General features: G+C 36.7%; 12 protein-coding genes. 5 read left to right on the top strand and 7 right to left on the bottom strand.

Annotation, left to right across the window (positions count from 1 at the left end; all coding sequences use genetic code 11):
* Positions 1–35: 35 nt before the first annotated feature.
* The gene (locus H3Z82_RS15830; protein ID WP_182206475.1) at positions 36–173 is read left to right on the top strand and encodes a hypothetical protein; all 138 of its coding nucleotides are present in this window, start codon (positions 36–38) and stop codon (positions 171–173) included.
* A gap of 80 nt (positions 174–253) precedes the next feature.
* On the opposite strand, the gene H3Z82_RS15825 is transcribed toward H3Z82_RS15830, so the two are convergent.
* The 6 genes from H3Z82_RS15825 to tsaD form a co-directional block, all read right to left on the bottom strand.
* Complete coding sequence (locus tag H3Z82_RS15825) at positions 254–1,450, bottom strand: THUMP-like domain-containing protein (protein WP_182206474.1); 1,197 nt, start codon at positions 1,448–1,450, stop codon at positions 254–256.
* A gap of 34 nt (positions 1,451–1,484) precedes the next feature.
* Entirely contained in the window at positions 1,485–2,573 is a 1,089-nt protein-coding gene (locus tag H3Z82_RS15820) for an AI-2E family transporter (protein WP_182206473.1), read from the bottom strand.
* A gap of 87 nt (positions 2,574–2,660) precedes the next feature.
* On the bottom strand, positions 2,661–3,170 hold the full coding sequence (locus H3Z82_RS15815; protein WP_182206472.1) for a TrmH family RNA methyltransferase: 510 nt from the start codon (positions 3,168–3,170) through the stop codon (positions 2,661–2,663).
* Positions 3,171–3,299: 129 nt separating this feature from the next.
* A complete protein-coding gene (locus H3Z82_RS15810) occupies positions 3,300–3,956 on the bottom strand; it encodes a DUF4159 domain-containing protein (protein WP_394368118.1) in 657 nt (218 codons plus the stop codon).
* A 142-nt stretch (positions 3,957–4,098) separates the two neighbouring features.
* A complete protein-coding gene (locus H3Z82_RS15805) occupies positions 4,099–4,806 on the bottom strand; it encodes a 16S rRNA (uracil(1498)-N(3))-methyltransferase (RefSeq protein WP_182206470.1) in 708 nt (235 codons plus the stop codon).
* An 11-nt stretch (positions 4,807–4,817) separates the two neighbouring features.
* Positions 4,818–5,840, bottom strand: a complete 1,023-nt coding sequence (gene tsaD / locus H3Z82_RS15800) for a tRNA (adenosine(37)-N6)-threonylcarbamoyltransferase complex transferase subunit TsaD (RefSeq protein ID WP_182206469.1) — start codon at positions 5,838–5,840, stop codon at positions 4,818–4,820.
* A 175-nt stretch (positions 5,841–6,015) separates the two neighbouring features.
* Here tsaD and H3Z82_RS15795 point away from each other — a divergent pair, with 175 nt between their 5' ends.
* The 4 genes from H3Z82_RS15795 (at position 6,016) to H3Z82_RS15780 (ending at position 13,522) form a co-directional block, all read left to right on the top strand.
* Positions 6,016–10,359, top strand: coding sequence for a translocation/assembly module TamB domain-containing protein (locus tag H3Z82_RS15795; RefSeq protein ID WP_317172466.1), 4,344 nt, complete (start codon positions 6,016–6,018; stop codon positions 10,357–10,359).
* Positions 10,360–10,493: 134 nt separating this feature from the next.
* A complete protein-coding gene (gene pfkA, locus H3Z82_RS15790) occupies positions 10,494–11,480 on the top strand; it encodes a 6-phosphofructokinase (protein WP_182206468.1) in 987 nt (328 codons plus the stop codon).
* Positions 11,481–11,573: 93 nt separating this feature from the next.
* Positions 11,574–12,575, top strand: coding sequence for a type I glyceraldehyde-3-phosphate dehydrogenase (gap, locus tag H3Z82_RS15785; RefSeq protein ID WP_182206467.1), 1,002 nt, complete (start codon positions 11,574–11,576; stop codon positions 12,573–12,575).
* An 80-nt stretch (positions 12,576–12,655) separates the two neighbouring features.
* The gene (locus H3Z82_RS15780) at positions 12,656–13,522 is read left to right on the top strand and encodes an N-acetylglucosamine kinase (RefSeq protein WP_182206466.1); all 867 of its coding nucleotides are present in this window, start codon (positions 12,656–12,658) and stop codon (positions 13,520–13,522) included.
* Between the two features lie 123 nt (positions 13,523–13,645).
* Here H3Z82_RS15780 and H3Z82_RS15775 read toward each other — a convergent pair whose 3' ends face one another.
* Positions 13,646–14,026, bottom strand: coding sequence for a Rid family detoxifying hydrolase (locus H3Z82_RS15775; RefSeq protein WP_182206465.1), 381 nt, complete (start codon positions 14,024–14,026; stop codon positions 13,646–13,648).
* Positions 14,027–14,046 lie beyond the last annotated feature (20 nt).

The following is a 14,046-nucleotide window of genomic DNA, read 5'->3' as shown; positions in this document are numbered from 1 at the left end:
TTTCGTATTATATTTATAAATTAAAATTTAAGAGAATGAAAAATATATTAAGAGCGCTTGCCGCTGGATGGGGAGCAAAAAAATTAGGTGGTGGAAAGTGTGGCTGTATTGGCACAATTATTCTTTTTATTATCATATATGTCCTACTTGGGCCAATATTTAACATGATTTAAGTCGATTATTTTAAAACGATTTGATATTGTACTGAGAAAATAACGAGCAGCAAAAAGAGGCTATTACACTTCGTGTGCTTTTAGAGATGGTACAAAGGGTTGACCTTGGTGCAGATCAATACTGTTTTCTCATTGTTCATATCCGTAGTAAAGAAAAGATAATCATTGCCACCATCTTTAATTTTGAATAATTTCCGAATGTTTTGAACCGTGTCAGGAAAATTACGGGTCGTGATATTGGCTTTATTTATAGAAAGCTTCTTAATTTGCTTTTTGTTATAAGGAATTGATTTTAAAATTTTAAATGCCCTTCCGGGGAAATCAACCAACGAATCACTCGTATATAGATGCGAATGTTTATGCAGTTTTTTCACCTTAAAGAACTCGGCCACGGAGTTAAAGCCTCCTGATTTCATAATAGCCGAATTTGGCTCGTAGAGATAGGTGAGTGGCTCACCATAAATGATCTCAACCTGAGCTTCGTCTTCTATTAAAAATTCAAACTGCTCAGTACCACTATTTTTAAGGTTAACGGTTTTGATATTCACTTTCCCAGCAAAACCATATTCTAACACCCATAATAATTCCTTGACCTCATTATTGACGGCCACGATCTGGACAGTCTTAACGTATTCTAATTCATTCAGTCCAATCGTAAGATCCAGCAAGGGCGACGTTTTTATTAGAATATTTTTTGAGCGTGACCATAAAATATCCAAGTGCTCCGGAATATTGGGCAAACAATCCTTTAAAAAGAACACCTTGCCTTTGCTGTCATGACGCCTGGACGGATCCACGTAAATCCAATCATAATCAAGGGATGAGTTTTTAAGATAGGATAAACCATCTTCAGCAATTGTATTGATATTACCAACTTTAAGTGTTTTAAAATTGTGCTTGACAATCGCACTAAGCTCTTCATTCCATTCGCAGTGCGTAACTGTTTCAAACTGTTTTGCGAAATAGTAAGCATCCACACCAAAACCACCAGTAAGATCAATCATGGATTTGCCTTTAATTATCCTGGACTTATATTCTGCTGTTAATTCAGAAGAAGTCTGTTCTATATTCAGCTTATTGGGGTAATAAATATTGGATTGATGGAACCAAGTTGGCAATTTTTTTTCACACCGCACTTTCGCCTCAATTTGTTCTACCGTTTCTGCTGCGTTCACCTCATTGAAAGGAACACCTTTTAAAATAAGAGTGGCAGGATCAGTTTTAAGGTTTTGGTTGATATAATCTTGTACGTCGGTATTGAGGATAGCAGAATTCATCGCATGCAATTTAATGCAATATTAACTATTACAATTAAAGGTTTTTGGTCAATTGCTTAACGATTTTATATTCTGATAGAAATTCTTTCGAAATAACCTTTAGGGTTGTATAAAAAGGAACGGCAAGAATCATCCCAGGAATTCCAAAAATCAATCCTCCAATAATGATTACCAAAAAAACCTCTAAAGGATGTGATCGAACACTTTTACCAAAGATGATTGGCTGAGAAAAGAGGTTGTCAATCAACTGTGCAATCCCCACTCCAACTAAAACTTTGACCAGAAGTGGTAATAAATCTGATGAAAAATCGACTCCTAAATTATTGGAGACTACCACCAAAATCATGACTACCCCGCCGAGAAGAGGTCCTAAATACGGGACGATATTTAAAAATGCGCAAATAACAGCTATGGCGAGGGCATTTTTGACGCCTAAATTTAATAATAGCAAAAAATAGAACACGCCCATGATTGTGGTCTGAATGAGAAGCCCGATAAAATAACGGGATAATAATTCTTTGGCTTTATCCAAAACTCTTAAAAACCGACGTTCTTTTCCTTCTTCTGCAAAACTTGCTACGGCATTGGAAATCATGCGGTCGTCCTTCAGTAAAAAGAATGAGATAAATAAAACAGAAAACACCCCTATTAGAAATGCACCTATATTATTAACGAAAACATCCACAAAACTAACCACAAATTCAGAGTCGAATTCTTGTACAAAGTCGGTACGCTTAATAGCTTCTATAATGTTGATCTTTTCTACACCTAAGTATTCACTCGCTTGAATGCTCAGTTCATTCAAATCGGTTTTGACCATTTCAAAATCAATTTCCGATATGTTCTTGCTCTGTTCTAAAATTATGGGCACAAAAAGCCATAAAATCAAGGCAAAAAAACCACCGATCAACAGAAGCGTTATAAATGCAGAAAGGTTTCTGCCCAATTTCAACCGATGTTTAAAAAAATAAACCACCGGCCTGAAAATAAGGGAGATAATTCCAGCAATGAACAAATAAAGTAATAAGGACTGGATTTTGTAAAGAAAAATTAACAGCAATATAATGCCAAACACTATGGCTAATGCCTGTAAAAGTCCTTTAGAAATGGTTTTTGCTTTCATTTTTTAAATATAAACCAAATTTAGGATGCGGTTGCAACAAAAATTAACGCTATTCAAAACAACTTTGACCATGGCTCTAAACCATTGTCATTTATTTTTTCTAAGTTGTTTAGTTATTTCATAAAGAGCAATATTAGTGGCCTGTACAACATTCATACTGCTGTTTTGGCCGAACATCTCAATATGAAAGATATGATCAGCTAGTTTTAATAATGTTTCAGAAACTCCAAAATTTTCATCTCCAATGAGTAATGCTATTGGTTGTTTGGTATTCAGCTCCATGTGTATTAGGGAGGTACTGTTGTCAGTGATTTCTAAAGCCAAAATCAGATATCCTAAAGATCTGAATTTTTGTAGTATGTTTTCAGGGTTGTCATGCCATTCGTAATTGACATATTTTTCCGTTGATCTGGAAGTTTGGGCCACCTTTCTACCAAAAGGAACTGGATTACCACAAAAAATTATTTTTTCAATTCCAAAAGCATCTGCCGTTCTAAATAAACTCCCAATATTGGCAGCATTGCTCACATTATCGCATATTAAAGTAATAGGAAAGCTATGTTGTTCGAAATTGGAGTTATAATGGGTGAGCTGCATGGGATTGGAGATTAGCGATTGAGGATTTTTGATTTACGATTGTTGATTCTGCTTTTGTGAAATTTAAAATTCATCAAAAAATTAGTGGTATTTCTGAAATTAGTGTCTAAAAACAGTTCAAAAATCCGGTTAATTTTCAAAAACATACTTAATAATATTTGCGCCCATTTTCAACGCTTTTTCCCGTACATCTAAAGGGTCATTGTGGACTTCTTCATCTTCCCAGCCGTTACCTAAATCAGTTTCATAAGTAAATAGAAGGACTAATCTTTCGTTGTCGAAAATGCCAAAAGCTTGGGGTCTTTTGCCATCATGTTCATGAATTTTAGGTAATCCTTCAGGAAATTTAAAGGCGGTACTAAAAATAGGGTGTGTCTTTGGCAATTCTACCAATTCCTTATTTGGAAACAATTTTTTGAGCTCCTTTATTAAATATGGTTCCAATCCGTAATTGTCATCAATATGTAAAAATCCACCAGAAAAAAGATAGTTTCTTAAATTTTCGATATCGTTTTCACTGAAAAACACGTTGCCATGTCCTGTCATATGTATAAAGGGAAATTGAAAAATATCGGGACTATCAGGCTCTACAGTTTGAGGTCTGGGATTAATTTTAGTATTGATGTGGAGATTGCAATAAGAAATCAAGTTGGGCAACGAAGTTGGATTTGCATACCAATCGCCACCACCTTTATACTTTAATACAGCAATTTCTTGTGCCTGCAACGACGCTGTTGCACAGATGCCAAAGCATAAAATGGCAAAAAAATGCTTTGAAATGGTCATGCTAAATTTCATCTTCCAAAAATAAAAATAAAAACGGGTTAAAATAAATTGCACGAATTGAAAGTTAGATAATCAGTACTTTATTATTATGAAAATATGCTTAATGCACTGTTTATGAATAACATATACGCTTTATGTAAAGTTATGGTTCATTTGCAAATGCAACACTATGGCACGCTACAATGGCTGCCGTTTCTGTACGTAAACGTGTATTTCCCATGGTCACAGGTTGGAATCCTATGGCTAAGGCTGCCTTGATTTCATCAGGACTAAAATCGCCTTCAGGGCCTATCAAAACAAGAACGTCTGTATTAGTATTTAACGCTTTTTTTAAAGAAATCCGACGTGTGTCTTCACAATGTGCAATAAATTTCTGACCGTTGAACGGTTGATTTATAAAGTTAGAGAATGAAATCGCTTCCTGTAATTCTGGCAAATAACGATGTAATGATTGTTTCATCGCCGCTTGAAGGATTTTTTCAAACCGGTCAGTTTTAATAACTTTTCGTTCGCTGTGGTCACAAATAATGGGCGTTATGGTGTCCACGCCAATTTCAGTCGCTTTTTCTAAAAACCATTCGTAGCGATCATTCATTTTTGTAGGCGCTACCGCCAAATGAACTTTGTAGTTTCGTTCAGATTCGAACGATTTGGAAATTATGGATGCCACACAGTTTTTTATATCTGCAAGTGTAATTTCGGCAACAAACAGCCAGCCTTTTCCATTGGTGATTTGAAGCTGGTCGCCATTTTTTTTTCGTAACACCTTCACAATATGTCGGCTTTCATCTTTTGAAAAGTCAATTTGCGTGGTGTTCTCGTTAATATTCGGATTATAGAAAAGCTGCATTGCGGTATTGATTAAATTTTAAGTCGCGAGGAAGCCGTGACGCTCTGTTGTGCAAATTCGCCTTCCAGAAATTTCAAATATCCAACAATGGCAATCATTGCCGCATTATCTGTTGTAAATTCAAACTTAGGCACATAGGTGGTCCATCCAAATTTTCCCTCTCCATCTTTCAAAGCTTGTCTAATGCCCGAATTGGCTGAAACACCGCCCCCAATAGCAATATGTTTAATCCCGGTTTGCTTTGAGGCAAGTTTCAATTTATCAATCAAAATACCGATGATTGTATATTGTATGGAGGCGCAAATATCATTTAGGTTTTCCTCAATAAAATTCGGATTTGCCTTAGTTTCTTTTTGAATAAAATAGAGAATGGCTGTTTTTAATCCCGAAAAGCTAAAATTCAGTCCTTCCACTTTCGGTTTAGTGAATTTAAATGCCTTAGGATTGCCCAATTTTGCGCGTTTGTCAATTTCAGGGCCAGCAGGATAGCCTAAACCCAAGATCTTGCCACTCTTATCGAAAGCCTCACCAACAGCATCATCGATGGTTTCTCCAATGACTTCCATGTCAAAATGTGAATTGACCTTCACTATTTGTGTATGTCCACCAGAAATGGTCATAGCCAAAAAAGGAAAAGGAGGTTTGTTAAACCCGTCCTCATCAATAAAATGAGCTAAAATATGCGCCTGCATATGGTTGACATCAATCAAAGGAATGTTCAATCCATAGGCCATTGATTTAGCAAACGAGGTGCCAACCAATAAAGATCCCATCAAACCTGGGCCACGTGTGAACGCGATGGCACTGAGTTGTTTCTTATCCACATTGGCTCGTTTTAAAGCTTGTTGGACCACTGGAACAATGTTTTGCTGATGGGCCCTAGAGGCCAATTCCGGTACAACGCCACCATAAGCTTCATGGATGCTTTGACCAGCCACAACATTACTCAGGATTTTCCCGTTAAGCATTACAGAAGCAGCGGTATCGTCACAAGACGACTCAATTGCGAGAATATAAATATTTTGTGTAGCCATTAGTAAGAATTAGGCACAATAATTGTTAATTTTGGCTTCAAAGTTATAACTTTTAAAACGCATCAAAAAACTTTTAAAAATAGCATCTAAAATTGTAGCAATAATTGTTTTGCTATTCATCATTTTGGTGCTGATTCTCTCTATTCCACCCGTCCAAACATTTTTGGGGAAAAAAGTGACCAAACGCATCAATGATGATTACGGTACACATATTTATATCAACAAAGTTGGGCTTCGTTTTAACGGAGACGTGGCGCTTAAAGGCATTTATATAGAAGATTATAAACAAGATACTCTAATTGGTATTGATGGATTAAATACGTCCATACTAAATTACAGAAATCTGTATAACAGTAAATTGGCTTTTGGCGACATTGACATCAATGGGCTAACCTTTAATGTTAGAACGTATTTGGGAGAGGATCAAACCAATTTGGATGTATTTGTGGCACGGTTTGATGAAGACAATCCGAGACCCGATAAAAGCAAGTTTTTACTATCCTCAAGTGACGTGTCCATATATGGCAGCACGTTCAGAATGATTAATGACAATAAGGAAAATCCAAAAATCCTTGAGTTTAATAATCTGAATTTGAATGCGACCAACTTCTTAATCAATGCCAGCGATGTTAGTGCACGCATAAACACGCTTACTTTCAGGGACAGCAGGGGATTGACCGTGAAAAATTTGGTGACGGACTTTGAATACACCTTAGAGCACATGACTTTTGCTGACTTATCTATAAAAACGCCCAATTCTTTTCTCAATGGCGATTTGACCTTTAAGTACAAGCGTGAGGATTTACAAGACTTTACAAATAAAGTGGAAGTTGTGGCCAAATTTGAGGATTCTAATGTGATGCTTAACGAGCTGAACACCTTTTATGATGAGTTTGGAATTGAAGACCACGCACAATTTAGTGTGAGTTTGAGCGGAACATTAAATGATTTGACCATGATGAACCTAAGGCTCAATACCAGCAGTCAAACTAAGGTTTACGGCGATATAAATTTTAAGAATTTATTTAATATAGAACCCAATACTTTTGAAATGGATGGCGATTTCAGTAATCTGTCTTCTAATTACTACGATCTGAAGTCGCTCATGCCAAACGTTTTAGGTGCGTCAATTCCGAGTATATTTTCTAAACTGGGAGGGTTTACTGTTTACGGGAAATCGAAAATCACATCCTCAGATATAGTGGCCGATTTAAAGATCAACACAGCACTTGGTCATATTGAATCGAATTTAAATTTATTGCGATTTAATGATATTGACAACGCCAGCTATAAAGGCAATGTTGTTTTTGAAGATTTTGACCTTGGAGCGCTCTTGGATGATCCAAACATTAAAGAAACCACCTTTGACATGGAAGTGGACGGGAAAGGCTTTACCCTTGAAAATCTAAATACCAATATTAAAGGGCATGTGTTCAGTCTCAACTACAATAATTATAATTACCAAAATATCGATATTTCTGGCCGATTGGGAAATAAGATATTTAACGGCGATTTATTTTCACAGGACGAAAATTTAAAATTCAAGTTCAACGGACTGGCTGATATGTCAAAGGACATCAGTGCCTTGGATTTTACTGCTGAAGTGACGTACGCGAATCTAAAAGCGCTCAATTTTGTGAAAAAGGATAGTATTTCCATTTTTAGCGGTGATGTTACTATGGATATGGATGGATCAAGCATTGATGATGCTTTTGGGACACTCACTTTCAATAACACTACCTATATCAATGAAAATGACACCTATTACTTTGACGACTTTGAAATAACTTCAAGCTTTATTGGGAAAGAACGCATTGTTAAAATCAATTCGCCAGATATTATTGAAGGGCAGGTGAGTGGCGTTTTTAAATATAAGGATATCGGAAAGCTCGTTGAAAATTCAATCGGAAGTATTTACACCAATTATAGTCCACATAAAGTTCAAACCGAACAATATATCGATTTTAACTTCACCATTTATAATAAGATAGTGGAGGTCTTTTACCATGATTTGGAACTTGGAAAAAACACGTTCGTCAAAGGACGGATTGAAAGTGATCAGCGCGGATTCAATCTAACTTTCAATTCGCCTCAAATAAAGTTGCTCGACTATTTTGCCAATGATATTCAGATCAATATTGATAATGGAAATCCACTTTACAACACCTTTATAGAAGTAGATTCCATAAACACCAAATTCTATAACATTTCAAAGTTCAATCTGATCAATGTAACTGTAAGAGATACCCTCTTTATAAAATCTGAATTTAATGGTGGCAAATACAATAATGACCACTACAATTTAAGTTTGTTTTATACAATTGACGAAGACAACAAATCAGTTGTGGGGTTTAAAAGATCAGATATTAATATTAAAGACAATGAGTGGATTATAAACAAACAAAAAGACGACCTCAATAAAGTTGCTTTTGATAGAGATTTTAAGGCGTTTGATATTTCGGAAGTGGTTTTCAGCCATGAAGATGAAGAAATCCAATTGTCTGGAGCTTTACGCGACTCAACTTATAAAGATATAAAACTGAGATTCATGGACGTGGATCTATACAAGGTGACACCAACACTTGATAGCATCAGTTTTGGGGGCATCCTGAATGGAAAATTGGATATCCTACAAAAAAATGGAGTGTATGTACCTGATTCAGATGTGAGCATCGAAAAGTTCACGTTTAATGAATATATGTTAGGCGATTTAAGAGCAGATATTGTTGGCAATCAATCGCTCACCAACTATACCGTCGATCTGCTTTTGAGAAACGACAATCTGAAATCATTGGATGTGACGGGCAATATTGACGTGAGCGCCACCAATTCAAATATTGATGTGGAGGTGGCATTTGATGAATTTGATCTGGAGCCCTTAAATGTTTTCGGCGCGGATGTCATTAATCAAATCCGAGGATTGGCTTCAGGCCATGTGAAGGTCTCTGGAGATTTGAAAAAACCACAAATTGATGGCGATTTGATTTTGGACAATGCTGGATTGGCTATTCCGTATTTGAATGTGGATTATGCCTTTGATTTTGATACCGAAGTCACTTTAAAAGACCAACGTTTTCTTTTTAATGATGTGGTACTTACTGATTCAGAATTCTTTTCAAAAGCGACGTTAAATGGCTTTATGTCGCATCAAAATTTTTCCGATTGGAGACTTGGATTAGATATAGACACAAACCGATTGTTGGTTTTAAACACTGACGATGCCGAAGATGCCTTGTATTATGGCACGGCGTTTATGAACGGGACAGCCAGTATTAATGGACCAACGGACCAATTGGTTATTGAGGTAGATGGCAGTACCTCTCAAGGAACCGTCTTTAAGATACCACTGAATGACGTTGAAAGTTTTGGAGACAACTCTTATATCCATTTTTTAAGTCCTGAAGAAAAAGCGGCACGTTTAAAAGGCGAAAGCATTACTGAGACCCAAGTCAAAGGCTTGGAGTTAAAGTTTGATTTAGATGTTAATCAAAATGCCGATATTGAGATTGTCATCGACAGAAACTCCGGAAGCACCATACAGGGTAGTGGAGAAGGAAACCTTTTATTTGAAATCAATACTAACGGCAAATTTAAAATGTGGGGTGACTTTGCTGTGTTCAAGGGCATCTATAATTTTTCTTATGGTGGTTTGATTCAGAAGAACTTAGTCGTTGAACCTGGAGGCAGTATTATTTGGGAAGGTGATGCCTTGAAAGCGCAAATCAATCTAAAGGCTATTTACAAAACAGAAGCTAATCCATCGGTTTTATTGGATAATCCAATCAATAGAAGCATTCCGGTAAACGTAGAGATCAATCTATCCGGGCAATTGGAGCAACCTACACCAGATTTTAACCTGGCTTTTCCAAATGCGAGTTCCACGGTAAGATCGGAGCTGGAATATCGATTGGAAACTAAAGAAAGTAGAGAGAACCAAGCCCTGTTTTTATTGGCCACCGGTTCGTTTGCCAGTGAAATAAGTTTAGGCCAGCAAGCTTATGGTACTATTGCCGATCGTGTAAATAGCTTGTTCAACGATTTGCTGTCCAGTGATGATGACAAACTGAAACTCGGTTTAAATTTTCAAGCAGGCGAACAAACTCCTGACTACAGATCAGATGATCGATTAGGCTTGACCTTAAGTACTAAAATTAGCGATCGGGTGCTCTTCAACGGAAAAGTTGGAGTACCCATTGGTGGGGTCAATGAAACAGTTATTGCTGGAGATGCTGAAATAGAATTGTTACTGAACGAAGACGGAACATTATCTGCAAAATTCTTCAATAGAGAAAATAACATCAGAAATTTTGGTGAAGAAATTGGTTATACACAAGGTGTTGGACTGTCATATAACGTGGAGTTTGATACCTTTAGGGAATTGCTGAGAATCATCTTTTCAGGAAAAAACAGAAAAGACAATAACACAACTATTAAAAACGAAAACGTAGGAACGAGAGAAGAAAACCTTCTTCCAGAATATGTCAAAATGAAGAAGAAAGAGGGAGAAAACGAGGATTAAATCAACAATTTTTGCATAATTTCCATTTAGTTATTAACGAAATCGATTGAATTTCATGATACGCGTTAAAATATTATAATTCCCACCTTTATTATAGTATTAGTTTAGTAATTTTACTTTACTAAACTATATAAATGTCAAAAAACATCAAAAAAATTGGGGTGATGACTTCTGGAGGCGACGCCCCAGGAATGAATGCAGCCATTCGTTCCGTAGTCAGAACCTGCGCCTATTATAATATAGAATGTGTAGGTATTTATCGTGGTTTCGAAGGAATCATGGAGGGAGATTTTAGACCAATGGACGCCCGTAGTGTAAAGGGTATTGTCAATAAAGGTGGGACCGTGCTTAAATCTGCGCGATCTAAAGAATTTAGAACACCGGAAGGTCGTAAAATAGCGCATGACCAACTCAAGAATGCACAGGTTGATGCACTCGTTGTTATTGGTGGTGATGGAACCTTCAATGGCGGATTGGTATTCAATAAAGAATTTGATTTTCCAGTGATTGGAATTCCTTGTACCATAGATAACGATATCTTTGGAACAACCCATACCATAGGCTTTGACACGGCATTGAATACCGTGGTAGATTGTATAGATAAAATTCGAGATACGGCAAGTTCGCACAACCGCTTGTTTTTTGTGGAAGTAATGGGGCGTGACGTCGGTCATATAGCGTTGAATGCAGGTGTTGGTGCAGGTGCGGAAGAAATTTTGATTCCAGAAGAAAACCTGGGTCTTGATCGTCTGTTGGAATCGCTGCATAGAAGTAAACGTTCAGGAAAATCGTCCAGTATAGTTGTCGTTGCAGAAGGCGATAAAATAGGTAAAAACGTTTTTGAGTTGAAAGATTACGTTGAAGCCAATATGGATGAATATGATGTTAGGGTTTCGGTTTTGGGACACATGCAACGTGGTGGATCTCCATCTTGTTTTGATAGGGTATTAGCGAGTAGAATGGGCGTAAAAGCTGTGGAAACTTTGTTGGAAGGAAAAACCAATTATATGGTTGGATTACTCAATGAGAAAATTGAGTTGACCCACTTAAGAGAAGCTATCAAAGGACAGTCGAAAATAGATCGGGAATTGCTTCGCGTTTCAGAGATTATGACCACATAAAAGATGCCACGACAGACGAGGTCCAAGTTGATAAAAAGTTGAATGCGTAGCACAAAAAATTAAAAACAGTAATAATTATAAATTATATAAAAAATGGCAAATTTAAAATTAGGAATAAACGGTTTTGGAAGAATAGGGAGAATTGTATTTAGAGCAACCCTAAACAAACCAAACGTTGAAATAGTAGGGATTAATGACTTATTGGAAGTTGAACACTTAGCCTATTTATTGAAGTATGATTCTGTACACGGCCGATTTGATGGCACGGTAGACGTAAAGGACGGACATTTGGTCGTCAACGGAAAAACCATTCGTGTAACTGCTGAAAGAGATCCACGTAACTTAAAATGGGATGAAGTAGAAGCAGACGTTGTTGCCGATTGTACAGGGATTTTTACAACATTGGAATCAGCAAATTATCATATTGAAGCTGGCGCTAAAAAAGTAGTAGTGTCTGCACCAAGTAAAGATGCACCAATGTTTGTAATGGGTGTTAACCATGATAAAGTTAAAGCTTCAGATAAAATTGTATCTAATGCTTCATGTACTACAAACTGTTTGGCACCAATGGCAAAAATTATTGATGATAATTTTGGTATTGAAGAAGCATTGATGACAACAGTACACGCTACAACAGCAACTCAGTTAACGGTTGACGGTCCTTCTAAAAAAGATTTTAGAGGAGGTAGAAGTGCGTTAATGAACATTATACCTGCTTCAACCGGTGCTGCTAAGGCGGTAGGAAAAGTTATTCCGAAATTGGATGGAAAACTAACAGGTATGGCGTTCCGCGTACCAACGGCTAACGTGTCTGTAGTAGATTTAACCGTAAGAACAAATAAGGAAACCTCATTGGACGAAATCAAGAAAGCATTTAAGGATGCTTCTGAAGGCGCAATGAAAGGTGTGGTTGGCTATACCGATGAATTGGTAGTTTCTCAAGATTTTGTTGGTGAAACAAACACTTGTGTTTTTGACGCCGATGCATCCATTGAACTAAATTCAAGATTCTTCAAGGTTGTAGGATGGTATGATAACGAATTTGCTTATTCAACAAAATTGGTTGAATTGGCAGAACACATCCATTCTTTATAATTAACCCATATCAATCCGTGTAAGTTTGCTATATTTATATAGATATAAACTTATACGGATTTTTTTTACTCAATAAACACATGATATTAATAGTTGATAGTGGTTCTACAAAAGCCGACTGGATTTCAGTAGATCAAAGCGGGAAACAAATACAGGAAAAAATAAGGACCGGTGGCTTAAATCCAGAAATTCTTAAAGAGAAGAAACTCTACAAGATTATAAGAAAGAGTGAAAAATTGGCGGAGATCAAGCGCGACGTAACTCATGTGTTCTTTTATGGTGCTGGTTGCGGCACGGAAAATCCGAGATTGCTTCTTAAACGAGTCCTGGAAGACATTTTTGTCAATGCAGAGGTTGAAGTTACTGAAGATACCATGGCCGCTGTAAGGGCAACGTTGAGTCATGATGATGAAGCAGCCATAGTTTGTATCCTAGGTACAGGTTCCAACTGCAGTTATTACGACGGTTCAAATTTGGATCAGCGCATACAGTCATTGGGTTATACCCTAATGGATGACGCTTCGGGCAACTATTTTGGCAAACAATTAATTCGTGATTACTACTTTAATCACATGCCGGAAGCCATAAAAGTATCTTTTGCGGATAAATACAATATGGATGCTGATTATATTAAATATAACCTTTATAAACAGCCAAGTCCGAATGCTTATTTAGCAAATTTTGCTGAATTTATGTTTTTGAATATAGATTCCACCTACATCCAAAAAATGATTAAAGAAGGGATGCGATTATTCGCAAAAAATATGATATTCCAATTTAAAGAAGAAGTCAAAACCGTTCCGGTTCATTTTGCTGGGTCTATAGCATTTTTTGCTAAAGATCAGATTATAGAGGTGGCAGAAGAAATGGGTTTTACCGCAGGGAATTTTGTGCGCCGACCTATTGAAGGCTTAGTAGGGTATCATACTCGAAAATTTCAAAAGTAAGTTTGAATCAAACTCAAACCCCTCTGGATATTAAATCCAGGTGATAATTATATAAAAAAGCAGTGTCAGTTTTAAAAACAACGACACTGCTTTTTTTATATTATATCTTATAGTAGTTTCAGATTACTTTACCGCAATCATACTGATCTCTACATTCACAAATTTAGGCAGATTTGCCACTTCAACCGTTTCTCTTGCTGGTGCTGTGGCTTCATCAAAATAACTGCCATAAACCTCATTAATTTGACCAAAATTGTTCATATTGCTAATAAAAATCGACGATTTAATAACATTTTCAAAGGTCATATCAGCAGCAGCCAATACCGCTTTTAAATTTTCCATCACTTGTTTGGTTTCAGCAACAATGGAGTCAAGAACAAGCTCATTGGTCTTTGGGTCAAAGGCTATTTGTCCTGAAGTATATAAGGTGTTACCAGTTAAAATAGCTTGATTGTAAGGTCCTATTGGTGCAGGAGCATTTGGTGTATTGATAATTGTTTTCATAAGGCATTATATTTTAAATT

It is taken from the genome of Gelidibacter maritimus (assembly GCF_014062315.1).
Taxonomy (GTDB): Bacteria; Bacteroidota; Bacteroidia; order Flavobacteriales; family Flavobacteriaceae; genus Gelidibacter; species Gelidibacter maritimus.
Note: the sequence above shows the minus strand (reverse complement) of the source record. Positions and strands in the feature narration are given on the sequence as shown.